The organism is Pseudomonas sp. PSPC3-2, from assembly GCF_049897085.1.
Lineage (GTDB): Bacteria > Pseudomonadota > Gammaproteobacteria > Pseudomonadales > Pseudomonadaceae > Aquipseudomonas > Aquipseudomonas paraveronii.
In genome coordinates, this window is the sequence record NZ_JAFCVO010000024.1 from 19295 (window position 1) to 46106 (window position 26812).

Consider the following 26812-nt stretch of genomic DNA (forward strand, 5'->3'; position numbering starts at 1 on the left):
AATTTTTTCTGGAAAGCTTCGCACCATGGCAATCGACCTGCGTGCTGGGGCGGGTGATACACGAGGTTGGGAAATTTCCTATCGACTAAAAGGAAGTAGATGATGGTGGGCAGAGTGAGGAACCCTTATCAACAGGGGCTGACTCCTTCTTCTGGACACAACATGAAACGACTGATCCCCCGCGCTGAAATTGAACAATATGACCTCACAAAAATCGAGAGTCCCTATTTTGCCGGCAGCAAAGTAAGGGAATTTTTTCGTGCGCCTTATGCGTTGCAGGGACTGAGTGAACTTCTTAGTGAATGCAATATTTCCCCTGTTTGTTGTCCTGAGGAAAAAGATCAACGGCGAGTGTTGGATAAACTCGCGGCAGGTGATTGGTTATTCGTGACGGACCATCCCTTCGTTCCTTTAAGTAGAGCGTGTCGCGTTAAATACGGGCATCTGATGGGCCGTCGGCTTTATGTCGGGCCGGGTAAGTGGGAAAAAGTCAGCATCGATTACGATGGCATTAAAAACACCGCACTATTGGTGGCTAATCGGTTAGTTTCCATGGGTGATGAGGGGCGAATGTTCTTATCGGATGGCAAGGATCTCGCGAACACCACTAGGGTTATGACTCAACGGTGGGTGAGGCTTGACAGTCGCGATGATCAGCTTACTCACAGATCGGTTGAGCGTCGGTATGGTGATCTACGGCATATCAAACAACGCTATCTGGATGGGGATGACAATTGGCAACAGGGTGGAAAATCCTGGCACTGGCAACCTGTAACACCTGATGTGGCCTATGAATACAAGGATGTAAAAAAATGACACGCAAGCATGTTTTTTGGTTTTGGGGAGCCATGGATGCCCTTTATCTGATCCGGTATGCAGTGGTCAGCGCAATAGAGGGAAGGATTCCTTATTTAAGCGATCTTGAAAGTGCTTTATGGGTGCTGCGTGATCATAGCGTTGTGCAGTTATACCTGTTCGGCTTTGCCATGCTGCTGCAAGTTTCCATCGTGATCTCGTGCCTACTGTTCTTTCTTGGACGTGAACAGGTGAGGTGGGTTACTTACCTTCAAACACCCTTGCGATTGGCTTTTATTGTGCCTTCTGTTTCGCTGTTGCTGGTAGGTGCTCAGCTTGTGCCTAACTACAACGTGGTGTTAATGGCTGCGTTAGTTGTTGTATCCGAGGCAGTGAAAGTCTGGAGCGTCTGGCGGTGGAGCAAAAGGTGCTGATATTTTCCAGCAGAGCCACTTAGGAGACTGAGCGGTCAATAAGCCGGTTGCACAACAATCCTGAAGCCGACGCTGATCCAAATGTGGGAGGGGGCTTGCCCCCGATCGCGGTAGATCAGTCAACCATGTATTGCCTGAACCTCCGCTATCGGGAGCAAGCCCCCTCCCATATGGGTCATGCGGCGTTGTGGCTATCGTTGAAAATCCAACCCTCACGCTGAAACCCGCTTTACTTACCCAGGCGCCGCCTGAATGGCAGGCTGCACAGCGATCCTGAAGCCGACGCCGATCCAAATGTGGGAGGGGCGGTGCGACGATTCGACTTGCCCCCGATAGCCGTAGATCAGTCAACCATGTATTGCCTGAACCTCCGCTATCGGGAGCAAGCCCCCTCCCACATGGGTCATGCGGCGTTGCGGCTATCGCTGAAAATCCAACACCCGCGCTCAAACCCGCTTTACTGACCTCCATCTCCACCCACCCGCTAAATTGTTTCAAAACTTGACGCATTCGGCTCCATCCACCATATTGATAGTTAGCAAACTAACTGTATGCGAATGATCCAGTGCCCAAGACCCTCGAACAACTCCAGATGAACCTCAGCAGCAGCATGGTGGTGGGCGCCCGTAACTGGCGCAAAATCTGCCAGAACACGCTGGTGAGCTACGGTATTTCCGAAGCCTGCGCCGTGCCGTTGTTGATGATCGGCCGCCTGGGCGACGGGGTGCATCAGGTAAAAGTGGCCCAGGCGTCGGGGATGGAAAGCCCGTCGCTGGTGCGCCTGCTCGACCAACTGTGCAGCGGCGGCTATGTGTGCCGCGCCGAAGACGCCCACGACCGCCGCGCCAAGGCGTTGAGCCTCACCGCACGTGGCCGTGAGCTGGTGCAGGCGGTGGAGGCGCAACTGGTGCGTCTGCGCCGCGAGGTGCTGGCCGATATCGCGCCTGCCGACATGGAGGTTGCGCTGCGTGTGTTGCGCGCCTTTGAAGCCGCCCATCAACCTCCAGCGGTTGCGGCATCTTGAGGGGATTTTTTACCGGCATGCCGCCGGCCAAGGACTGGTTCTACGGGGTACGCACGTTCGCTGCGTCGATGATCGCGTTGTACATCGCCATGCTCATGCAAATGCCGCGTCCGTACTGGGCGATGGCCACGGTGTACATCGTCTCCAGCCCGTTTGTCGGCCCGACCAGTTCCAAGGCGTTGTACCGCGCCATCGGCACCTTCATGGGCGCGGCGGCGGCGGTGGTGTTTGTGCCGATGTTCGTGCAGTCGCCTTACCTGCTGGTGGTGGTGATTGCGTTGTGGACGGGCACCCTGCTGTTTCTCTCCATGCACCTGCGCACCGCGAATAACTACGCCTTGATGCTGGCCGGCTACACCTTGCCGCTGATCGCCTTGCCAGTGGTGGATAATCCCCTGGCGGTGTGGGACGTGGCCGAAGCGCGCACCGAGGAAATTTTTCTGGGTATCGCGGTGGCGGCGGTGGTCGGCGCGATGTTCTGGCCACGGCGCCTGATGCCGGTGTTCGATGGTTCGGTGGCCAAGTGGTTCAGCGACGCCCAGGTCTACAGCCAGCGCTTTCTGAGCCGCAACGTGGCGCCGGCAGAAGTCAGCGCCTTGCGCAGCGGCATGGTCGCCACCTTCAACACGTTGGAGTTGATGATCGGCCAGTTGCCCCACGAAGGCGCCCGGCCGCAGACGGTGCGCAACACCAAGGAATTGCGCGGGCGGATGATCCACCTGCTGCCGGTGGTGGATGCGCTCGACGATGCGCTGTACGCCATCGAGCACCGTGCGCCGGAGTTTCTCGAAACGCTCGCGCCGTTGCTGGCGGCGACGGATCAGTGGCTGCACAGCACCACCGAATCCGCGCCGTTGGAACGCTGGCGCGCCCTGCGTGACCAACTTGACGCCCTGCAACCGGCAGGCGAAGCGCTGGACGACCGCCACACGCTGCTGTTCTCCAACGCCCTGTATCGCCTGGGTGAGTGGATCGACCTGTGGCAAGACTGCCGCAGCCTGCAGGCCGCGATCCAATGTGAAAGCCAGGACACCTGGCGCGCCGTGTACCGCCACTGGCGCCTGGGCCGGCTGACGCCGTTTCTCGACCGTGGCCTGATGCTCTATTCGGCGTTTTCCACCGTCACCGCGATCATCGTCGCCTCGGTGCTGTGGATTCTGCTGGGCTGGACCGACGGCGGCAGCGCCGTGATCCTGGCGGCCGTCGCCTGCAGCTTCTTTGCGTCGATGGACGACCCGGCGCCGCAGATCTACCGGTTCTTTTTCTGGACCGCCATGTCGGTGCTGTTCGCCAGCCTGTATCTGTTCCTGGTACTGCCCAACCTGCACGATTTCCCCATGCTGGTGCTGGCGTTCGCCGTGCCGTTTATCTGCATTGGCACGCTCACGGTACAGCCGCGTTTCTACTTGGGCATGCTGCTGACGCTGGTGAATACCTCGTCGTTCATCAGCATCCAGGGCGCCTATGACGCCGACTTCCTCAACTTCGCCAACGTCAACCTGGCCGGGCCCGTGGGCCTGCTGTTTGCCTTTGTGTGGACGCTGATCGCCCGGCCCTTCGGTGCCGAGTTGGCCGCCAAGCGCCTGACCCGGTTCAGTTGGCGCGACATCGTCGGCCTGACCGAACCGGCGACCCTGGCCGAACACCGGCACCTGGCCGCGCAAATGCTCGACCGCCTGATGCAGCACCTGCCGCGCCTGGCGATCATCGGCCAGGACACGGGCATCGCCCTGCGCGATTTGCGCGTGGCGCTGAACCTGCTCGACCTGCTGGCCTACTCGCCACGGATCTACGGCGTACCGCGGGTGTTGCTCGACCAAGTGGTGGAAGGCGTCGGCGCTTACTACAAGGCCTGCCTCAAGGCGGGTGAACGCTTGCCTTCGCCCAGCGGTCTGCTGCTGACCCTCGACCGCACGCGCCGCGCCCTCAACGGCCAAGGCCTGCAAGACGAAGACGACACCCGCCTGCATCTGCTGCACGCCCTGGCGGGCCTGCGCCTGGCACTGTTGCCCGGCGTGGAAATGATTGGCGGCACCGAGACAGAGGCGCCGCTGCCTGATGGAGCGCCTTTATGATCGGTGATCTGGATATCAGCGGGGTGTTCCTGCCCACGTTGCTGGTGCTGATGGGCATTGCTTACGTGTTGTTTCTGGTGGTGCATGGGTTGTTGACCCGTCTCCACTTCTATCGCCTGGTCTGGCACCGGGCATTGTTCAACGTGGGGCTCTATGCGCTGTTGCTGGGCGCGGTGGACTCACTCAGTCGATACCTGATGACATGAAAAAACCCTTTTTGACCATCGGCCGTGTCGTCCTGACGTTGTTGATCGTGAGCTTCGCGGTCGTCGTCGTATGGCGCATGGTCATGTACTACATGTATGCGCCCTGGACCCGTGACGGCCACATCCGTGCCGACATCGTGCAGATTGCCCCGGACGTGTCCGGGTTGATCCAGCGGGTCGACGTGCGCGACAACCAACTGGTGAGCAAAGGCCAGGTGCTGTTCGCCGTCGATCAGGACCGCTTCAAGCTGGCCCTGCGCCAGGCCCAGGCCGCCGTGGCCGACCGCCAGGAAACCCTGGCCCAGGCCCAGCGCGAGTACAAGCGTAACCGTGGCCTGGGCAACCTGGTGCCGAGCGAGCAACTGGAAGAAAGCCAGTCCCGCGTCGCCCGTGCCCAATCGGCCCTGGCCGAAGCGCAAGTGACGGTGGACTCGGCCCAACTCAACCTCGACCGCTCGGTGATCCGCAGCCCGGTGGACGGCTACGTCAACGACCGTGCGCCGCGCACGCAGGAGTTCGTCACCGCCGGGCACCCGGTGCTGTCGGTGGTGGACAGCAACTCCTTCCATATCGACGGCTACTTCGAAGAGACCAAGCTCGACGGCATCCACGTCGGCATGGGCGTCGATATCCGCGTGATTGGCGACAGCGCACGCCTGCACGGCCATGTGCAGAGCATCGTCGCCGGTATCGAAGACCGTGACCGCAGCAGCGGCGCCAACCTGCTGCCCAACGTCAACCCGGCGTTCAGTTGGGTGCGCCTGGCCCAGCGGATTCCGGTGCGCATTGCGTTTGACGAGGTGCCGGCGGACTTTCGCATGATCGCCGGCCGCACGGCGACGGTGTCGATCATCGGCGACAAGCCCAAGGACGGAGCCCAGCCATGAAGCAGATTGTGGCAACCGCTGCGCTGGGTTTGCTGTTGTCAGCCTGCCAGGTGGTCGGCCCGGATTACCGACTGCCGGAGAAGGCCGCGATGAACCGTGGCGACCTGCAAGGGCAACTGGCGGGCGAGGGCAACAACGTGGTCTCGGCGCCGGTGCCGGCCGACTGGTGGAAGCTGTACAAAGACCCGCGCCTGGATGAACTGGTGCGCCAGGCCATGGCCTCCAACACCGACCTGCGCGTCGCCGCCGCCAACTTGCAGCGGGCGCGCTATCAGGTACAGGAGGCTCAATCTGTCGGCGGCTGGAGTGCCGGCGCCAAGGCCGAGGCCCAGCGCCTGCAAGAGTCCGGTGAAGCGTTTTTGCTCTCGGAAAAAGTCCCGGTGGGCAATATCGGTAGCGTGGGCATCACCACCTCGTATCAATTCGATCTGTTCGGCACCCTGCAACGCGGCATCGAAAGCGCCCAGGCCAGCGCCGATGCAACCCAGGCCGCAGCCGATATTGCGCGGATCACCCTGGTCGCCGATGTGGTGCGTTCCTATACGCAAGTCTGCGCGGCCAACGAAGAACTGGCGATCGCCAACCAATCCCTCGACCTGCAAGCCCAGAGCACGACGTTGACCCAGCGCCTGCGCGACGCCGGGCGCGGCGATGAAACCCAGGTCACCCGCTCGCAAACCCAGTACAAATCCTTGCGCGCCGATATGCCGCGCTATGCAGCTGCGCGCCAGGCCGGGCTGTTCCGCCTGTCGATGCTGCTGGCCAAGCCGGTGGATCAACTGCCGGCGGGCACCGGCACGTGCGCCGAACTCCCCCACATCGCCCAACTGCTGCCGGTGGGCGATGGCGCGACGCTGCTTAAACGTCGCCCCGATGTGCGCCAGGCGGAACGCCAACTGGCCGCCGCCACCGCACGTATCGGCGTGGCCACGGGCGCGCTGTATCCGGACATCAGCATCGGCGCCAGCATTGGCACGGTCGGGCTGCTCGACAACCTCGGCACGCCCGCCACCAACCGCTGGGGGGTTGGCCCGATGATCAGTTGGACCGTACCGACCAATGGCGCCCGTGCGCGCATCCACGAGTCCGAAGCGGCGACCCAGGGCGCCCTGGCGCACTTCGACGGGGTGGTGCTCAACGCCATCCGCGAAACCCAGACCGGCCTGGCGCAGTACACCGCGCAGTTACAGCGTCGCGATGCGCTGGCCGAAGCCGACGCGTCGGCCAAGGAAGCCGCCGACCAGACCCACCGCTTCTTCCAGGCCGGCCGCGCGTCGTTCCTGGCCGACCTGCAAGCCACGCGCACCTACACCGATGTGCGTGGGCAACTGGCGGCGGCCAACACGCAGGTTGCCATGAGCCAGATCGATCTGTTCCTGGCCCTGGGCGGCGGTTGGGAAAGCGGACGAACGCAAGCCTCACAGCCCGGCAAACCCTGAGCAGGTAGCTATGCTTTGTCAGGCGGGCCGCCATGCTTTTTGACTGGCAGAGAGCCCGCCTGACACAGCTCGCGTTTGCTCATGGGGATTCCAATAATGAAAAACCCTTATGCTCCCGCTTTCTGGTGCGTGTGCTTCGCACTGGTGTTGTTATCGGCGGCTTACTTCTACGGCGTCATGCTCGCTCACCGAATCGACACGGCCATGGTGTTTCTCGACAGCGCCTGCCTGGTGATCGGCACCTTGTCCATCGGCGTCGTGGCCTGGGCGTCCTACCAAAATCTACGGGTGAAGAAAAAGCTCCTCGAACAAGGCAAGACCCGCGTTGCGATCTGGGACACCAAGGTCGCCCTGCGCCGGGTCGAAACCGTGTTCGACCGCTATTTCTGGGGCAGCTATTGGCAGCCCGGGCGTACCTTCCAGGAAGTCATGGGCGACCTGACCGGCACGCCCCTGGAAAAAAGTCTCGAAACCCTGAAAAAACAATGCGTGCTGCTCGATCGACAAATTGCCGAGGGTAGGCATTGGCTGAATAACGCGCGGGAATTGTCCGATGTCGCCACGCAGATGGCCCGAGAGCGCTACCAATTGGACTTCTGTGATCCCAAGGTCGATACCCCCGGCAATGCCGTAATACACCGTGAATTCGAGGTGTTGGTGTACACCTGGACCGCCCGTTTGAAGAGTTTCGACCACCAGTTGGACGAGATCGAAATGGAATACTCCTGAACTTGTGTAGAACTGATCCCTCTGAAAGTCTGGGCCGTTCGCGGCCCCCAGTGCTAATCTTCCCCCCGTTTTTCGGCGGGCTTGAGCCAACCTCACTTGGGGTTCAAGGAAGACAGCCCACTTCTCACAGGATTTGATCAGGTCACTTCATGAATAAGCCAGCAGTCGTTCTTTTGGGTTTCGTTGTCGCCGTTGGCGTCGTCAGTGCAGGCGGCGCCTGGTTTACCGGTAAACAACTGGAACCGGTGCTGCAAACCGCGATCCAGAACGCCAACAAGGAACTCAAGACCTCCATGGCCGGTGTCGACGGCACGATGGCCCTTGAGCTGGTGTCCCTGGACCGTGGCGTGTTCAGCAGCACCGCCCATTACCGCCTGAAAGCACAAGGCGCGGTCTTCGGCGAAGACAACCCGAACCCTGAATTGCTGTTCGTCGACCATATCGAACACGGCCCGCTGCCGGTCTCGCGCCTGGTCACGCTGAAATGGCTGCCAGTCATGGCCACCAGTCACTATGAGCTGGAAAAGAACCCCACCACCGAGAAGTGGTTTGCCGCCGCCAAAGACGTATCGCCGCTCAAAGGCGTGGCCAACATCGGCTACAGCCGCTCGGTCAACGGCAACGTCGAACTGCTGCCGCTGGAGTTCAAGGACGATAAGTCTTCCGTGAGTTTCTCCGGCGCCAACCTGAACTTCGACAGCAGCGCCGAAGGCAAGAAGGTCAAGGCCGACGGCTACATGAACAGCCTCAAGGTCGCCGTAGTCGACGCCAATGGCTCGCCGTTCGAAGCCGAACTGGCCGGGCTGACCGTGGCCAGCAACTTGGAGAAATCCACGTTCGGCTTCTACACCGGGCAGAACACCGTGGAACTGACCGACACCAAGCTCACCATGGGCCCGCAGAAGGCCGTGCTGACCCTCAAGGGCTTCGAGCAGAAAGACACCAGCGAAACCAAGGACAACAACCTGGCCGGCCGCGTCGACTACAAGATCGACGAGATCGGTTACCAGGGCAAACCCGTGGGTTCAGCCGCCATGGCGCTGAGCATGAAAAACGTCGACGTGCCGTCGATGCTGGTGCTGACCAAGCTCTATCAGGACAAAATGGCGCCGGTGCAGGCCGCTGCCGCCGCCGGTGAGCCGGCGCCTGAGCTGCAACTGAGCGAGGCCGAGCAGGCTTTGGCCGATACCAACGTCAACCAATTGCTGAGCGCCAAGCCGCAAGTGGCGGTGGAAAACCTGTCGCTGAAAACCACCCGTGGCGAAAGCAAATTCAACCTGATCGTGGACCTGGCCAAGCCGAGCAGCATGGAACTGCCGCCGATGGAGCTGGGCAAGCAGATCATCGCGTTGCTCGATGCCAACCTGAGCCTGTCTAAGCCTATGATCGCTGACGTTGCCGCCCTGCAGGCGCAGCTCGCCGGTGTGACCGCACCTGAAGCGATCGAGCAGCAATCCCAGATGGCCAGCGAGATGGTCAGCGGCGTTGCCGTCGGCACGCAACTGGCGACCCTGGTCGGCAGCGACGTGGTGTCCAAGCTGCACTACGCCAACAACGAAGTGACGTTCAACGGCCAGAAGATGACGGTTGAACAATTCCTCACCTTCGTGATGTCCAAAGTCGGTGCGATGAGCGGCGCGCAGTAAAAAATTCTGCACCACTCAGGAAAAAATAACGGGGGCGGGGTTGCGGGTGATACGGGTCAAATAGTCGCCATCGCGATTGGCTGATACCCCGCTATCCCCGGCAAGTCCGCCCCCGTATTCATTTTTTAGTGTGTCGGGCAATTCTGAACAATTGTTATGAGTTGGCCTTTTTCTCACTTTCTTAAGGGATAGTTCCTACAGGAAAGCTAGGCCGGGTCCCGAGACGCCGGCACCCTGCAGCAAATTGCTCAGGACCACCTATCGTTACAGCTTTCCGTGTGTAAGGAAGCTCACGATATGTTGCCAAACCCACCACTCAGTGCATCAGGCCGGTTGCGACTGCTCGTCGGGGTCGCCTTGTGCAGCCAGTTGCTGATGCCCACCTTTGCCGTGGCCGACCCGGCCTATGACGCCCTGATCATCCAGGCGCGCAACGGCAACTTCACCCCCGCGCTGACCCAACTGCGCCAGCTGTCTGCCGAACGCCAGACGCCTGGCCAGGTCAGCGACCATCTGGTGATCGCCGGGTGGGCCGGCCAGGACGCCGAAGTGCTGAAGGTGTATGAGGCCCAGGGCAAGAATCGCAACCTGAGCACCCAGGCGCTCGCCACGGTGGCGCGCACCTATCGCAACCAACAGCAGTGGGCCAAGGCCGAGGCGGTGTATCGCCAGGCGTTGCTGCGTGAACCGAGCAATGTCGACCTGCAACTCGGCCTGGCGTTGACCCAGGCCGACGGCGGCCAAGCCAGCGAGGCGGTGCAGCGCACCCGCGCATTGGTCGCGGCCAAACCCGACGAACCCAACCGGCGCATGGCCCTGGGCTACGCGTTGACCCGCGCCGGCTTGAACTACGACGCTTTGTTCGAGTTCGACCAAGCGTTTATCCGCGCTGGCGACAAGCCTGAAGTGGCCCGCGAATACATCGTCGCCCTGCAAAAGGCCCGCCTGCCAGAGCCGGCCTTGCGCCTGGCGGCCCAGCGCCCGGGCCTGCTCGACCCGGTCACCCAGCGCCGCCTCGAAGGCGACCTGGCCGCCGAGCGGGTACGCATGGCCGAGTTCGCCACGCGCACCGAGAAAGAACGCTACGTGATCGCCGACCGTGCCCTGCAGGACTACGACACACTGCTCGCCCGCTGGACCCCCGATGCCAGCGCCCATGACGACGTGGTGCGCTGGCGCATCGACCGCCTGGGCGCGCTCAAGGCTCGGGCGCGCACCGCCGAGGTGATTCGCGAGTACGAAACCCTCACGGCCGAAGGCGTGCAACTGCCAACCTATGCGGTGCGCTGGGTGGCAGCGTCTTACCTCGACCAGCGCCAGCCGGAAAAGGCCGAGCCGCTCTATCGTCAGGCGCTGAGCGCCACCGACGCCGAGCCCGATGACCGGGTCGAAGACAGCACGGCCTTGTTCTACGCCCTGCAGGAAAGCGACAAAGGTGTCGACGCCCGCGAGGTCGCCAATACCCTCGCCAACAACCAGAAACCTCGGGTCGAACTCAAAGGCTTGCCCATCGGCAACCCCAACGACGCGTGGATGGATGCTCAACAACTGTCGGCCCAGTCCGGCGTGTACGGCGGCGATCTGCCGGGCAGCGAAGCCGGCCTGGATGCGCTGGTAGCACGGGCGCCGGGCAACGTCGGCCTGCACCTGGCCCAGGCTGACATGTACCGCGCCCGCGACCTGCCACGGCGCGCCGAAGCGATCCTCAAGGAAACCGAAGCCCAGGTGCCGCGTGACATCGGCCTGGAAGTGTCCCAGGCCTACACCGCCATGGATCTGCAGGAGTGGCGCCAACTCGACGTGCTTGCCGACGACGTCATCGCCCGCAACCCCGACAGCCGCCAGGTGCAGCGCCTCCAGCGTCTGCGCAACGTCCACGACATGGCCGAGGTGCGCGTCGAGGCCTACACCGGCAAAAGCTATGGCGGCGGTAATAACGGTGACGTGGGGGCTGTCACCGGCAGCCGTGACTGGGGCATTGAAAGCGTGATCTACACGCCGCCCATCGATGAAGACTGGCGCCTGTTCGCCGGCGCCGGCTACGCCACCGCCGACTTTTCCGAAGGCACCGGCCAGCACCGTTGGCAGCGCGTGGGCGTGGAGCGGCGGACCCGCGACATGACCCTGGAAGCCGAGGTGTCCAACCACTCCTACGGCTTTGGCTCCAAACAAGGCGCGCGCGTGTCGATCGCCCGCGACATCAACGATAACTGGCAATACGGCGGCAGCCTCGATTACCTCTCGGCTACCACACCGTTACGTGCGCTGAATGCCGACATCACGGCCAACGGCGGCAGCGGCTTCATCCGCTGGCGCGCCAATGAAAGCCGTGAGTGGAAGCTGTCCCTCAGCCCGTCGCACTTCAGCGATGGCAACGACCGCGTCGAAACCTTGCTCACCGGCCGCGAGGGCATCTATAGCTCGCCGGGCGTGCAAGTGGACCTGGGCCTGGAAGTCAGCGCCAGCCGCAACAGCAAGGCCGACACGGTGTACTTCAATCCGAAGTCGGACTTCAGCGTGTTGCCCACCGTCACCGTCAACCATGTGCTCTATCACCGCTACGAGACCCAGTGGAGTCAGCAATTCCAAGTCGGTGCGGGTACGTATAGCCAGAAGGATTATTCCACCGGCGGCGTCGGCTTGATCGGTTACGGCCAACGCGTTCGCTGGAACGACGTTCTGGAAGCCGGCGCCAACCTGAGCCTGATCAGCCGACCCTATGACGGTGTTCGCGAACGCGATCTGCGTCTGCTCGTCGACCTCACTTACCGCTTCTAGAAGAGCCTGACCATGACTGTCCTCAGCCGTTGCTTGCTGGTCCTGGGTGTATTGCTGGCCAGTGCCTGCGCCCAGCAGCCCGCCCCCTTCACTCCACCCGCCGAGCGGCCGACCTCGGCCAACGAAGCGCCGTGGCCGAAAAACCATTTCCTGGGCATTGCCTACCACGATGTCGAGGATCGCGACCCCGACCAGACGGTAGTGGCAGTGCGTACCGAACGTTTGATCGAGCAGTTGGCCTGGCTGCGGGAGAACGGTTACCAGGCGGTCAGTGTTGACCAGATCCTCGCCGCCCGCCGTGGCGGTCCGGCGCTGCCGCCCAAAGCCGTGATGCTCAGTTTCGATGACGGCTATTCGAGCTTCTATACCCGCGTGATGCCGATACTGCGGGCCTACCACTGGCCGGCCCTGCTCGCGCCGGTCGGCGCTTGGATCGATACGCCGTTGAACCAACCGGTGGACTTCGCCGGCTCACCGCGCCCGCGAGGTGAGTTCCTGACCTGGGAGCAGATCCGCGAAGTGTCCCGCTCCGGCCTGGTGGAAATCGCTGCCCACACCGATGCCAGTCACAAAGGGATCCTGGCCAACCCCCAGGGCAACCTCGAACCGGCTGCGACCTCCCTGCGCTTCGATCCGGCCACGGGCCGCTATGAAACCCAGGCGCAGTTCGAGGCGCGGATGCGCGCGGACGTCGTGGCGATCTCCAACAAGATCCGCAGCGTCACCGGCAAGGCGCCACGGGTGTGGGTATGGCCCTATGGCGCGGCCAAGGGCACCTCGCTGGCGATCGTCGGCGAGCAGGGCTATGAAATGGCCCTGACCCTGGAAGATGGCCTCGATAGCTCGGCTAACCTGATGAACAGCCCGCGCTTCCTGGTGGCGTCCGACCCGGACGGCGAACATTTCGCCAACAGCATCGTCGCGGTGCAAACCCGGGCACCGCTGCGGGTGCTGCATGTGGACCTGGACAACGTCTACGACCCGGACCCGGCCCAACAAGCGCGCAACCTCGACCAATTGGTGCAGCGCGTGGTGGACATGGGCGCGGGCACCGTGTTCCTGCAAGCCTTCGCCGACCCCAAGGGTGACGGCCTGGTGCATCAACTGTACTTCCCCAACCGCCACTTGCCGGTGCGTGCCGACCTGTTCAACCGTGTCGCCTGGCAGTTGCACACCCGTGCCCATGCCAGCGTGTATGCCTGGATGCCGGTGCTCAGTTTTGCCCTCGACCCCAAGCTGCCCCGCGTGACCCGCTGGGACCCGGAGACCGGCAAGGTCGGCCTCGACCCGGATCAATACCAGCGCCTGTCGCCGTTCGACCCGCAGGTGCGCAAGATCATTGGCGAGATCTATGAGGACCTGGCCCGCAACAATGCCATCGACGGCGTGCTGTACCACGACGATGCGTTGCTGTCCGACTTCGAAGACGCCAGCCCCGCCGCGCTCAAGGTCTATGCCGCCAACGGCTTGCCCGCCAGCATTGCGGCCCTGCGCGCCGACCCGGCGGTGATGCAGCGTTGGACACGCTTCAAGAGTCGTTACCTGATCGATTTCACCCAGGAGTTGACTGCCAAGGTCCGCGCCATCGGTGGTCCGCAGGTGCAGACCGCGCGCAACATCTTCGCCGAGCCGATGCTCAATCCGCAGAGCGAAGCGTGGTTTGCGCAGAACCTCGACGACTTCCTCCAGACCTATGACTGGACCGCGCCGATGGCCATGCCGCTGATGGAAGGCGAGACCCTCAAAAATTCCAACGCCTGGCTGGAAAAACTGGTCGCCACGGTCAAGGCGCGCCCCGGCGCACTGGACCGTACCGTATTCGAACTGCAAGCCAAAGACTGGCGCACCAAGGCCGCGCCGGACCTGAGCGGTGCGCAATTGGCTGAGTGGATGGGTGTACTCAAACGCCAGGGGGTCACGAGTTTTGGCTACTACCCGGACAACTTCCTGGAAAACTCCCCGGACCTGAAGACAGTGCGTCCGGCCCTTTCCAACCAATGGAACCCTTGACCATGTTCGATAGAATCCTGGCTTTATTCGTACTGGCGCTGGTGTTGGGCGTGCCTCTGGGGCTGATCTTCCTGATCACCGGGCAATTCCTGATGGACTTCGTGTTCTTCTACCCGCTGTTCATGTCGGCGCTGTGGATCGCCGGCGGCTTGTACTTCTGGCTGCACTGGGAACGCCACTGGCCTTGGGAAGAAGACACGCCGGCACCGACCCTGGCCGGCAACCCGCTGATCTCGATCATCATCCCTTGCTACAACGAAGGCGATAACGCCGCCGAAACCATTCATGCGGCGCTGGGCCAGTCGTACCCGAACATTGAAGTGATCGCTGTCAACGACGGCTCCAAGGACAACACGGCGGCGGTGCTCGACGCCTTGGCCCTGGAGCATCCACGCCTGCGGGTGCTGCACCTGGCGCAGAACCAGGGCAAGGCCGTGGCCTTGCGCATGGGCGCCGTGGCGGCGCGCAGTGAGTACCTGGTGTGCATCGACGGCGACGCGTTGCTCGACAAAAACGCGGCGGCCTACCTGGTTGCGCCGATGCTCGACAACCCGCGCCTGGGTGCCGTGACCGGCAACCCACGCATCCGCACGCGCTCGACCTTGATCGGCCGCGTGCAGGTGGGCGAGTTCTCCTCGATCATCGGCTTGATCAAGCGCACCCAGCGCGTATTCGGGCGGATCTTCACGGTGTCCGGTGTGGTGGTGGCGTTCCGTAAAAAGGCGCTCGACCGCATCGACTACTGGAGCACCAACATGATCACCGAAGACATCGATGTCAGTTGGAAGCTGCAACTCGATCACTGGAGCATCTTCTACGAGCCACGTGCCCTGTGCTGGATTCTCATGCCCGAAACCGTCGGAGGCCTGTGGAAACAGCGCCTGCGCTGGGCCCAGGGTGGCGCCGAAGTGCTGTTCAAGAACATCCGTGGCATCTGGCAATGGCGGCATCGCTACCTGTGGCCGCTGCTGTTCGAATACTGCCTGTCCACCGGCTGGGCCTTCACCTTCCTGTTGTCGGTGATCTTCTGGGGGCTGGGCAAATTCATGGTCTTGCCCCAAGCGATTGCGGTGGACTCCCTGGTGCCGCCGGCGTTTACCGGGCTGGTGCTGGCGATGGTGTGCCTGGTGCAGTTTGCCGTGAGCATCCTGATCGACCGGCGCTACGAAAAGGACCTGTGGAAAACCCTGTTCTGGACCGTGTGGTACCCGATGGTGTTCTGGCTGGTCAGCTTGTTCACCACGCTGGTCAGTTTTCCCAAGGTGTTGTTCAAACAGCATCAGAAGCGCGCGCGCTGGGTCAGCCCGGATCGCGGTATCAAACCTGCCAATGAGGACGTGTGATCATGAAACTGGTCCGAACTCGTCAACACCCGGTGATGTGGGGCATCGATGTGCTCTTGACCCTGCTGGCCTGGGGCGGGCTGATTTGGCTGATGATGCGCGGCATTGCGTCGATGCTTGACAGCCATGGCGGCCCACGCCTGGAAGCGCCGATTTTCGCGGCGCTCAACACCCTGCAAATCTACCTGTGGATCGCCCTGTTCAACGCGGTGATCCTGATCAGTTGGGCGCGTTACCAGCAACGCAAGGGGCGCAAGTTCGCCCAGCGCCGTGCCGAGGCCAATGTGCTCAGTGACAAGCACCTTAGTGAAAGTTTTAAGCTGGAGGAGGGAGCCCTGGAGCAACTGCGCAGGCCGGGTGTGCTGGTCATCCACAACGATGAGCATGGCGGCGTCGAGGACGTGAAGTCGCATGTCTCGCGCGACGTGGAACGCCCGCCGCTGACCCTGGTGCCCGGCCAGGAAAAAGGCAAGGACATCGGCTGAAGGTCAAACCAAGCCGCCCTTTGTGGTCGCTGTGGAGCCCCGGCGAGGCTCTACAGCGCCTCCACCGGCTCTGCCGCATCAGGCTTGCCGCTCGTCCCCAATCGGCTTTCCCTGCAATGTCGATAAATGAGCTCTAGTTCACAAAATTCTTGCGAACTTTTCCGTCTTTCCCGGTACTAACCTAACTCGGCAATAACTTGATGGCCAAGTAGTGGCAATTAATAAGGTATTCGCTGAATCAACATCAAAATAGTTGCCGTTTGTCGGAACAATACTTCCGATGAAGAACCTTTCGTCTTTTTTGATTATTTTTATTGTTATTAATCAGTGTATTGCATAACTAACTAGAACTGACGTGCAACTAATCCATTTTCTTGGGTCAGCCGAAGTTCGATGTTAGTTTGCCGCGCCTTGATTTTCGACGGATCGAACATGTCTTTGTTATTGCCACGGACTCGGTATCTTCTGTGTACTTTGTTGCTCGCCGGGTTAAGCCTGAACAGCGCCACGGCCGCCCCCACGCCGGGCGATCAGGACCTGATCCGCGACCGCCAGAACCGCCTGCTCGACGAGCAGCGCCGGCGCCTCGACGAGCTCAAGGACCTGCCCGGCAAAGAAGCCAAGCCCCAGGCCCCGGCCACGCCCGCCGACAGCCGTTGCTTCCCGATCCGGGACATCACGCTCAAAGGCGCCGACAGCCTGCCCGCCGCCGACCGCCAACGCCTGCTCAAACCCTATGTCGGCCAGTGCCTGGGCGTGTCGCAGCTCAATGAACTGCTCAAGGTCATCACCGATTACTACATCGACAAAGGCCGGGTCACCAGCCGCGCCTACTTGCCGCAGCAAGACCTTTCCAGCGGCCACCTCCAGGTGCTGGTGGTCGAAGGCAAACTCGAAGGACTCAAAGGCGCCCAAGGCAGCAGCGTGACCGATCGCGAACTGGCCATGGCCTTTCCCGGCAAGGTCGGCGCGGCGCTCAACCTGCGCGAAGTCGAGCAACTGGTGGACCAGCTCAGCCGTTTGCCCTCCAAGCAGGCGCAAATGGAACTGACCCCCGGCACCCAGGTAGGCGGCAGTGACGTCGTGGTCAAGAACACCCCACAAAAGCCCTGGCGCGCCAGCCTATCGCGCAACAACGACGGGCAAAAAAGCACCGGCGAACAGCAATGGGGCGCCGGCCTGGAGTGGGACAGCCCGCTCGGCCTGGCCGACCAACTGGTGCTGCGCGGCGGCCACGATGCCGTCAGTGACCACCAGAAAACCTCGAAAAACAGCATGCTCTACTACAACGTGCCGTGGGGCTGGTGGAACTTCAGTTACACCTACAGCGAGAGCGATTACCGCACCCTGGCCGACCTCAATGGCTATAAGCTCAAGCAGTACGGCGACAGCCAGAACCACCAACTGCGCGCCGAGCGCGTGATCCATCGCGACGACGTGAGCAAGACCTCGGTCAACGTCGGCCTCGCCCATTTGCGCACCAACAACTACCTGCTCGATGCGCGCCTGGGCCCCAGCAGTAACCGCCTCAGCGAATTGCAGGTGGGTATCAACCACGGGCGGCGTATCGGCAGCGGGTTCGTCAACTTCGACCTGGGCATGCAGAACGGTATTGGCGCCTTCGATGCGCAAAGCAACAACCAGGAACGCGATCGCGAGGGCAACCTCACGTCCACGCCGAACTACCGCAAATACACCGCCACCGTCAGCTACCTGCAGCCGTTCACGCTGTGGGGCGAGTCCTTCAGTTTTTCCAGCCTGGCTACCGGCCAACGCAGTGAAGACGTGCTGTTCAGCCCGCAGCGCATCAGCCTCGGCGGCTCGGCCTCGGTGCGCGGCTTCAAAGACCAGCAACTGAGCGGCGACAGCGGCGGCTACTGGCGCAACGACGTGCGCTGGGCGCGCCCGGTGACGCTCGATTGGCTGCGCCCGGCCTTTGCCGAATACGGCGCCAGCGTCGGCTACGACCAAGGTGTGATCAGCCACGGTCGCTACAACGACGACGTACACGGTCGGGTCTCGAGCAACTCCCTGGAGCTGTTCGCCCGGGGCAAACACGTCAGCACCAGCGTGACGTTTGCCCATTCTTTGGAACGCCCGGCAGTGATGAGCGAGCGCGAAGCGCCGATCTACTTCCGTATGGATTTCTTCCTGTAATTCAACGCCCCGTTACATCGAGAATTTGAAAATGGATGTTCGCCAATTTGCCTTTCTGGCCCGCCAACCTTCTGCCGCACTGAAGCCGCGCGACGCGTTCTTCGGCCTGCCCAAGCGCGGGCTGGCGTTGATCCTCGCCAACGCGCTGTTCTGGCAGCCGCTGCTGGCCCAGGCCGAGGGCATCGTGGTCAGCGCGCCCGGCACCAGCGTCGGCGCCGCGGGCAATGGCGTGCCGGTGGTGAACATCGCCACACCGAACGGCAGTGGCCTGTCGCACAACCAGTTCAAGGACTACAACGTCGGCCCCAACGGCGTGATCCTCAACAACGCCAGCGGCCCGCTGCAAAACACCCAGTTGGGCGGGATCATCGTCGGCAACCCCAACCTCAAGGGCGGCGCGGCCAGCGTCATCCTCAACGAAGTCAACGGCGGCAGCCCCAGCCAGTTGCGCGGCTACACCGAAGTGGCGGGGCAGTCGGCCAAGGTCATCGTCGCCAACCCCTACGGCATCAGTTGCAACGGCTGCGGCTTCATCAACACCCCCAACGCCACCCTGACCACCGGCAAACCCGTCATCGACACCGTCGGCCGCCTGGACCACTACCAGGTCGACGGCGGTGCCGTGACCATTGACGGCCAGGGCTTGAACGCGAGCAACGTCGACCGCTTCGAAATCATCACCCGCTCGGCCAAGATCAATGCGCAGATCAATGCGCGCGAGTTGACCGTGATCGCCGGGCGCAATGACGTCGACGCGCAAAGCCTGAAAACCACCGCGCGCGCCGACGATGGCAGCGCCAAGCCGGAACTGGCAATCGACTCCAGCGCCTTGGGCGGCATGTACGCCGGCGCGATCAAACTGGTCGGCACCGAAGCCGGCGTGGGCGTGAAGCTCGACGGTACGTTGGCGGCCAGTGGTGGGGATATTCAGTTGGATGCCAATGGCCATTTGAGCATGGCGCAGGCCGCCTCCAGCGGCGCGGTAGACATCAAGGCGGCGAGCCTAGACGCCGGCGGGCCGGTGTACGCCGGTACCACGCTCAAGGTGCAAACCAAAGGCGAGCTGAACAACCGCAAGACCCTCGCCGCGCGCGACAGCATCACCCTGACCAGTAACGGCCAGTTGACCAACAACGGCATCATCGAAGCCGGCGTCAACGCCGACAACACCCGCAATACCAATGGCGACGTCAAACTCGACGCCCAGCACATCACCAACACCGGCACGGTGGTTGCCAACCGCACGCTCACCGCCACCGCCACGCAAACCCTGAACAACCGCGGCGGTACCTTGAGTGCCCGACAGGCGCTGAACGTCACTGCCGACAGCGTCGACAACCAGAACAAAGGTCGCCTGCTCAGCGATAACACCCTGACCGTCAACAGCGTCCAGCTCAACAACAGCCATGGCGGCGTGATCTCCAGCGACGGTACGCAAACCCTGATCGTCAGCGGCTTGCTGGACAACAGCCAGGGCGGCTCCATCGACAGCACTGGCGCGATAGAGCTGCGCGGCCAAACCCTGGACAACGGCACCGGCAGCCTGACCAGCGGCGGCGCGATCACCCTCGACCTGATCGGTGATCTGATCAACCGCAACGGCAAGCTGGCGAGTGGCGGGCCGTTGCTGGTCCAGCGTGCCGGCCACCTCGATAACCAGGGCGGAAAACTCGCCAGCCAGGGTCTGCTGACCCTGTTCGCCAACAGTATCGACAACCAGAACAGCGGTACGCTGGCGGCCAACGCTGGCGTGAAACTCACTACCAGCGGCCTGGTGCAGAACGGCACCAACGGTTTGATCCACAGCGAAAAAGCCGGCCTTGACTTGACGCTCGGCAGCCTCGACAACACGGGTGGGCGGCTCGCGGCCAAGGCCGGTGATGTGCTGATCGACGCCAGCCAGTTCAACAACGGCAACGGCGCCGTGTTCGCCGCCAATCGCGTGTCCCTGCGTGGCGGCAATGTCGACAACGCCGGGCAGATCGCCGGGCAAACCGTCGACGTCAGGCTGCGTGGCTCGCTCACTAACCGTGGCTTGATAGAAAGCGCCACGACCCTCGACATCGGCACCGCCAGCCTGACCAACAGTGGCCAGATGCGGGCACTCGGCCCCGGCGGAAAAACCCGTTACGCCATCGATGGCCTGCTGAACAACAGCGGCAGCCTGGAAACCGCCAACACCGAGCTGAGCCTCGCCGCCGGCACGTTCCAGAATACTGGCGGCAGTGTGCTGCATGTGGGCACGGGCGCGCTCGACCTCAGCGGCATCAGCCTCGATGACGTCGGTGGCAGCCTGGTGACCCACGGCGACCTGACGCTCAACAAAGCCAGCTGGACCAACAGCACGGTAATTCAGGCAGGGCGCTTGACGGTCAACGTCGACAACCTGCAGCAGACCGCCAGCGGCAAATTGCTCGGCAGCAGCAGCCTGATCGGCCGCGGCCAGGACTGGACCACCGCTGGCGCCATCGCCAGTAACGGCAGTCTCGACCTGACGTTCGGCGGGGCCCTCAACAACAGCGGTCGCGTCACTGCCGCCACCGACCTCAGCCTGCGCGCTGCCGCCGTCAACAACCTCGGCACCCTCGGCAGCGGCCGGGCAATGACCGTCACCGCCGCCAGCCTGCTCAACGACCACGGTCTGATCTTCAGCGGTGGCGACATGGGCCTGCGCGTTGACCGCCTGAAAAACCTCGGCGCCGACATTTACGCCATGGGCAACCTGCGCGTGGACCGCGACGGCCAGGGCGGGTTGGCCAGCAGCATTATCAACAGCTCATCCTCGATCCAGACCGACGCCGGCCTGATCCTCGCGGCGAGCACGATCCAGAATATCCGCACGATGCTGACCAGCGAATCGGGTATCTACAGCGCGTCCATCACGCCCACGGCCTGCATCTTCAACGTCACCGGCGGCGACTGCGACGGCGGCAAGGAAAACCGTCCGTACCTGATTGCCCAGCGTGAGCACTTGATTGTCACGCAAGCCAGCGCGGCCTCGAGCATCACCTCCGGCGCCAACATGTTGCTCACTGGTGGAGCGTTGCTCAACAGCAGCAGTAGCATCGCAGCGGGCGGCAATCTGACCGCCACCGTCAACCAACTGACCAACGTGGGCCTGGTGACCCACGACACCCTCAGCGAACGCATCTTCGCCTCCGAGCGCAGTCGCCACCCGGAAATCTGGGCCGGGCCGGCCGCTGCCTTTAGCCAGCGCTATTCGATCGGCGGCGCGAATTACGATCCGCAGAACATGAGCGGCGTCGAAGCTGCCATGGCCGCTTTTATCGGCACCATGGAACGCGAATGGGTCGGCCTCAAGACGACTGAGCTGGCACCCTCGGACCAGCGCTATGGCGCCGTGATCCAGGCCGGTGGTGCGGTCGATGTGAGGGCCCAGGCCGGTATCGACAACAGCGTTGTACGCGGCGGTTACACCTACGTGGGCAGCGGTGTCAAAGCCAACACCCGCGCACCGGGTTACTCCACCCTGATCAGCCTCAACTCGCAATTGCCGCCGGATGTTGCCCAGCAACAGATCAACCCGCTGGGCCTGCCCGGCTTTGGTTTGCCCACCGGGCAGAACGGCTTGTTCCACCTCAACGATGGCAACGGCGTCAACGGCCTGCCCACCAGCCAGTTCACGGCGAGCCCGCATAAGTACCTGATCGAAACCAACCCGGCGCTGACCGACATGCGTCAGTTCCTGGGTTCGGATTACCTGCTGACCAAGCTCGGCTACGACCCCGACACCGCGCAAAAGCGCCTGGGCGACGGCTTCTACGAACAACGCCTGATCCAGCAAGCCGTCCTTGCCCGCACCGGCCAGCGCTTCATCGACGGCCAGACCAGCGACGCCGACTTGTTCAAGCACTTGATGGACAACGCCATCGGCAGCAAAACCGCGCTCAACCTGTCGGTAGGCGTCAGCCTCACCGCCGAACAGGTCGCCGCCCTGACCCACGACATCGTCTGGCTGGAAAACGCTACCGTCGCCGGCCAGCCAGTACTGGTGCCCGTGCTGTACCTGGCCCAGGCCAACAACCGCCTGGCCCCCAACGGTGCATTGATTTCCGGCAGCGACCTCAGCCTGATGGCCGGCACCGACCTCAACAACGTCGGCACCTTGCGCGCCACCAGCAGCCTGCTCGCCAGTGCTGGCGGCAACCTGACCAACAGCGGCCTGATGGAAGCCGGCGGGCGCCTCGACCTGCTCAGCGGTAATAACCTGAGCAACCGCGCCGGTGGCGTGATCGTCGGTCGCGATGTCAACCTCGCCGCCGGTGCCGAGCTGCTCAACCAGCGCACCGTCACCACCCACGAAAGCGCCAGCAACTACCGCACCGAACGCAGCGACTTCGTCGACAACGCCGCCCGCATCGAATCGGCCAACGCCCTCACCCTGCAAGCCGGCGGCAACATCAACAACGTAGGCGGCGTGCTCAAAAGCGGCGCCGACACCACCGCCCAGGCCAAAGGCGACGTCAACATCACCGCCTCGCAAACCCTGAGCAGCGGCAACATCGGCAGCCGTTCGAACTTCACCACCATCGCCCAGCAAGGCTCCGTGGTCGAAGCCGGCCGCGACCTGCATGTGGTCGCCGGGCGCGACATCAGCGCCGTGGCCAGCCAGGTCGAAGCCAAGCGCGACATCAACCTGATTGCCACCCGCGACCTCAACGCCATCGCGGCAGCCAACGAGCAGCATTCGACGTACAACTCGAAAAAAATCAAAAGCATCGGAGACCACGTGCAGCAAGTGTCCAGCGTGATCAAGGCCGGCGGCGACGCCACCCTGAGCGCCGGGCAGAACCTGCAACTGGTGGCCAGCCAGGTGAATGCCGGCAACGAGGCGTACCTGGTATCCGGCAAAAACCTCAGCCTGCGCAGCGCCGAAGACCAGGACTACAGCTTCTACAGCAAGACCAAGAAAACCTCCCAGGGCAAAAAATTCCGCCTGGATGAAACCGATGTAGTGAACAACGTTGGCAGCCTGGTCAGTGCGGGGACGAACAGCACCGTCGTCGCCGGTGCAGACCTGCTGCTGGCCGGCAGTGCCGTCACCGCCGAAAAAGGCGCCACCCAACTGGTCGCCGGCCAAGACGTGAATATCCTCGCCGTCAGCAATGCCGACAGCGCCCGTCACGAACGCAAGGAAAGCAAAAGCAGCTGGGGCGGCCTGAAGTCGAGCAAGGTCCAGGACAACGTCGACGAAAAACGCACCACCGCCATGGGCAGCATGGTCTCCGGCGAAACGGTCACCGTCGCGGCCAAACGCGATGCCACCGTCACCGGCTCGTCCCTGGCCAGCACCGGCGACCTCGCCGTCCAGGCCGGCCGCGACCTGACCATCGACGCGGCGCAGAACACCTTCGCCCGCACCGACATGCACAAGGAAAAGAATCGCGACCTGACCGGCGTGTTGACCGGCAACAAGCTCGGTCTGGATGACATGACCGGCAACCAGAAGCTGTACATCAACAGCTCGAAGCACAACGGCACGGCCAATGAGATGACCTTGACCGGCAGCACTATTGGTTCGAGTGCGGGGAATGTGTCGTTGACGGCGGGGCGTGAGTTGAAGGTGGTGGCCAGTGATCTGGTGAGCACCAAGAACATGGAGTTGAGTGGTGCCAATGTCACCGTTACTTCAGGGATGGAGACTGCCAGTCAGACCAGTAAGGACAGTTCCAAGAGCTTGGCGGTTGGACGCGTGATCGCGGGCTCGGTAGTGGACACCGCCACCAGCATGCGCGACGCCGTCAAAGCGGCCCGTAGTGCTGATGACCCACGACTTAAGGCAGTCAAAATCGCCCAGGCAGCCCTAGCCGCCTACAACCTGAACGGCCAGGCTTCGGACGCCAATGCGCAAAGCTCCGGCTTCAAAAACAAAACCGGCGGCACGCCCGGCAACGGTTCGCTGATCAAGATCGGTACTGAACTGGCCAATAACCGCAGCAAGAACAGCAGCGAATTCAACAGTGTCACCGCCAAGCAGAGCACGCTCAACGCAGGGCAAGACTTGTCGATCGTTGCCACGGGCGCTGCGGCGGGTACTCAGGGTGATATCCAGATCACCGGCAGCAGCTTGAAAGCCGCCAACACCTTGTTGTTAGCTAAAAACGATGTGTTGATGCAAAGCGCACAAAACACCACCGACCGCAAAAACGAAGGGTCGAAAAGTAAAACCGCCATCGGCGCCAGCTTCAATATTGGCGAGCAAAACGGCTTCACCCTCGACCTCGGAGCGCAGGGTGCCAAGAACAATGGCAACGGTAACTCCGTCACTCAGGTCAATAGCACCCTCGATACAGGCAGCCTGTTGTTACAAAGCGGTGGCGATACCACCCTCAAAGGCGCCCAGGTTCGTGCGGACAGTATCAAGGCAGATATTGGCGGCAACCTCAATATCATCTCCCTCCAAGACACCGAGTCTTCGCGCAGCAAACAGAGCAGCGCAGGCTTCGGCGCCAGTATCTGCATCCCGCCGTTCTGCTACGGCTCTACCGTAGCGGGCTCGGCGAACCTTGCCGCCGCCAATATGAACAGCGACTACAAGGGCGTGACCGACCAGAGCGGTTTGTATACGGGCACGGGCGGCTACGACATCAATGTCGGCAAGAACACCACCCTGCAAGGCGCGGTGATTGCCAGTGAAGCGTCAGCTGATAAGAACCGGCTCAGCACTGACCGCCTGATCGTCAGCGACATCAAGAATGTCAGCGAAATCAAAAGTCAGTCTGCCGGTATTTCGGTGTCTTCCAGTAGTACCAGCGGTGCGTCGATGGGCGGCAGCATCCCGATAGCACTCAAGGAGAAAGACCATAGCTACACCCGTAGCGCGGTCAGCGAAGGCACGATTGTGGTTCGCAATGCCGAAGGCGCCAATGACCTAGTGGGGCTGAACCGTGACACCGCCAATGCCAATCAGAAACTTGACCGGCCTGATGAAAAGGCCATGCAAGAGCGTATTGACCTGATCCAAAGCTCGGCGCAGTTGGCCAGTGGGGTGATCAGTGCGGTAGGCAGGGCGAAGGCCGATGAGGCCAAGAAGCTTGGGCAGGCGGCGAAGGAACAAGCAGACGCAGGCTCGCCTGGTGCTGCTGATACCGCCCGTGCTGCTGATCTGGCTTATTCGGAAGCCAAGCGTTGGCAGTTCGGCGGCGACAAGAAAATGATGGCCGATATCGCGACGGGACTGATCGCCGCGGGGCTTGGTGGCGCGCCCGTCGGTACGACAGTCGGTATCGTTGCCAATACAGCTTCCAGCGAGATCTTCAAGCGAGTGGGTGATTACGCCGAGGCGCAATCCCTGAACCCGAAATCGGATGCGGCCACCCGAGCCGCATGGGCAGAAGGTGGAGCAGCACGCGTCATGTTGCACGCGTTGGCAGGTGCCGCCATTGGGTTGTCCAGCGGCAGCGTGGAAAGTGGCGCGTTGGGGGCCGGTGCTTCTGCTGCGTTGATGCCCTCGATTGCAAAGGCGTTGGAAAACAGCAAATTATCTGAGGCCAGCCAGGACAACATCGCCGCGTTGGTTGCGACCGGGATCGGCGCTGGAGCAGGCGCCGGGAATGGCACCGGCGGCGCTGCTGTCGGGGCCGGGACCGGTTACGGCGTCGAAGTATTCAATCGACAACTTCACCTGACCCAAGAGGTGCCACTACTCAAGAAGAAAGCTGAAGAGTTAGAGAAAACCTGGCGCAAGCCAAAATCGGATGCCTCTTGGGAAGACTTGTTGCGTATGGCAGCAGGATCAAAGGTCGATGCCGTCGAAAACGCCCGTTTAGATGCACTGGAAAAGAACTGGGGCAGCGACCCGACGCGGGATTGGCTTGATCGTGATTTGGCGATTGCCAGAGGCGCGATTCAAGAATTGGCTGATCAGAAGATTCCATTAACGTGGAAAGACGGCACCGCAATTATTGCCAATGGCTCTGCAGTTTATGCGTTCAACTCCACCAAAGAGCAGTTTGTAGACACGAGCCTTTTTAATGGTTTGGGCGACGGCCTTTATGGCGAATTGAGCTTGTTTGACAAATGGGTTCAATACGGTCGGGAGCAGGCAGATGCACATGCGACAGAATTCATTAACGTCTCGACCGACGAGCTGGCTTCAAAAGACGCGATGTCGAGGCTGTTGTTATTAGCTAGGAAATCGGCTGAACCGGTCACGGCGTTGGATGAGGCGGCCCTTTCGCTCACAGGTGTAGGTCTGGGAGCGAGGATTTCGGCGGCCATTGCCGCTGCCTTTGCGAAAAGGAAATTGGCGACGGAGGCGTCAGGTGAGGTTTTCGTCCTTGGGGCAAACGGTGCAAAAGAGGTAGGCACGTCCTTATCGCCGGTATTTAAAGATACAGATACAGGTTTGAACGCTGTAAATCCTATTGCCTCAAATAACCGAGGGAGAATTCAGGAGTTAGGTATGGACCCTGACAAAGGAAAGCTGGCGTTGCATGAAGGCCAAGCAGCCGTTCAGCTAGAAAATACGTTTGGAAGTACGTTGGAACGGGTAGAGCCTATCTTAGGACAGAAAAATCCTGACTTTGTATTTACGGATGGGCCATATTCTGGGAAAACGGTTGATTTTATGTGGACTGACTCAAGTCGATCCTCGCAAATTAATAAGTTTTTTTCAAATAATGCAGCGCAAAATCAAAGGCAGCTCATTGATCACTTAAATAAAGCTGATATAGTTCCTATCGACTATAGAAATCTTACGCCCGGTAACCAAGGGATGGTCAACGGCTGGATTAAGTTGCTGCCACAAGAGCAACAAAATAAAATATTAATTTTGCGGTGAT

General features: G+C 61.6%; 15 protein-coding genes. All 15 read left to right on the forward strand.

Annotation, left to right across the window (positions count from 1 at the left end; translation table 11 throughout):
• Positions 1 to 162: 162 nt before the first annotated feature.
• The gene (locus ACP7CJ_RS26620; RefSeq protein ID WP_426102745.1) at positions 163 to 816 is read left to right on the forward strand and encodes a hypothetical protein; all 654 of its coding nucleotides are present in this window, start codon (positions 163 to 165) and stop codon (positions 814 to 816) included.
• A complete protein-coding gene (locus ACP7CJ_RS26625; RefSeq protein WP_426102747.1) occupies positions 813 to 1229 on the forward strand; it encodes a hypothetical protein in 417 nt (138 codons plus the stop codon). The genes ACP7CJ_RS26620 and ACP7CJ_RS26625 overlap by 4 nt, the downstream gene beginning before the upstream one ends.
• 592 nt (positions 1230 to 1821) lie before the next feature.
• Complete coding sequence (locus ACP7CJ_RS26630; RefSeq protein WP_276197879.1) at positions 1822 to 2253, forward strand: MarR family winged helix-turn-helix transcriptional regulator; 432 nt, start codon at positions 1822 to 1824, stop codon at positions 2251 to 2253.
• A complete protein-coding gene (locus ACP7CJ_RS26635; protein WP_276195725.1) occupies positions 2250 to 4328 on the forward strand; it encodes an FUSC family protein in 2079 nt (692 codons plus the stop codon). Before ACP7CJ_RS26630 ends, ACP7CJ_RS26635 begins: the two co-directional genes overlap by 4 nt.
• Entirely contained in the window at positions 4325 to 4534 is a 210-nt protein-coding gene (locus ACP7CJ_RS26640) for a DUF1656 domain-containing protein (RefSeq protein WP_276195726.1), read from the forward strand. Before ACP7CJ_RS26635 ends, ACP7CJ_RS26640 begins: the two co-directional genes overlap by 4 nt.
• The gene (locus tag ACP7CJ_RS26645) at positions 4531 to 5421 is read left to right on the forward strand and encodes an efflux RND transporter periplasmic adaptor subunit (protein ID WP_276195728.1); all 891 of its coding nucleotides are present in this window, start codon (positions 4531 to 4533) and stop codon (positions 5419 to 5421) included. Before ACP7CJ_RS26640 ends, ACP7CJ_RS26645 begins: the two co-directional genes overlap by 4 nt.
• Entirely contained in the window at positions 5418 to 6860 is a 1443-nt protein-coding gene (locus ACP7CJ_RS26650) for an efflux transporter outer membrane subunit (RefSeq protein WP_426102749.1), read from the forward strand. The genes ACP7CJ_RS26645 and ACP7CJ_RS26650 overlap by 4 nt, the downstream gene beginning before the upstream one ends.
• 96 nt (positions 6861 to 6956) lie before the next feature.
• On the forward strand, positions 6957 to 7589 hold the full coding sequence (locus ACP7CJ_RS26655; RefSeq protein WP_276195732.1) for an NADH:ubiquinone oxidoreductase subunit N: 633 nt from the start codon (positions 6957 to 6959) through the stop codon (positions 7587 to 7589).
• Positions 7590 to 7738: 149 nt separating this feature from the next.
• A complete protein-coding gene (locus tag ACP7CJ_RS26660) occupies positions 7739 to 9235 on the forward strand; it encodes a YdgA family protein (RefSeq protein WP_426102751.1) in 1497 nt (498 codons plus the stop codon).
• A 297-nt stretch (positions 9236 to 9532) separates the two neighbouring features.
• Complete coding sequence (gene pgaA, locus ACP7CJ_RS26665) at positions 9533 to 12013, forward strand: poly-beta-1,6 N-acetyl-D-glucosamine export porin PgaA (protein WP_426102753.1); 2481 nt, start codon at positions 9533 to 9535, stop codon at positions 12011 to 12013.
• A gap of 12 nt (positions 12014 to 12025) precedes the next feature.
• Positions 12026 to 14023, forward strand: coding sequence for a poly-beta-1,6-N-acetyl-D-glucosamine N-deacetylase PgaB (gene pgaB, locus ACP7CJ_RS26670; protein WP_426102755.1), 1998 nt, complete (start codon positions 12026 to 12028; stop codon positions 14021 to 14023).
• A 2-nt stretch (positions 14024 to 14025) separates the two neighbouring features.
• A complete protein-coding gene (pgaC, locus tag ACP7CJ_RS26675) occupies positions 14026 to 15366 on the forward strand; it encodes a poly-beta-1,6-N-acetyl-D-glucosamine synthase (RefSeq protein WP_276195736.1) in 1341 nt (446 codons plus the stop codon).
• Positions 15367 to 15368: 2 nt separating this feature from the next.
• Positions 15369 to 15851 (forward strand): poly-beta-1,6-N-acetyl-D-glucosamine biosynthesis protein PgaD, encoded by a 483-nt coding sequence (pgaD, locus tag ACP7CJ_RS26680; protein ID WP_426102757.1) that lies wholly within the window; start codon positions 15369 to 15371, stop codon positions 15849 to 15851.
• Positions 15852 to 16283: 432 nt separating this feature from the next.
• Positions 16284 to 18008, forward strand: a complete 1725-nt coding sequence (locus ACP7CJ_RS26685; protein ID WP_426102759.1) for a ShlB/FhaC/HecB family hemolysin secretion/activation protein — start codon at positions 16284 to 16286, stop codon at positions 18006 to 18008.
• Positions 18009 to 18039: 31 nt separating this feature from the next.
• Complete coding sequence (locus tag ACP7CJ_RS26690; RefSeq protein WP_426102761.1) at positions 18040 to 26811, forward strand: hemagglutinin repeat-containing protein; 8772 nt, start codon at positions 18040 to 18042, stop codon at positions 26809 to 26811.
• Position 26812: the final 1 nt, after the last annotated feature.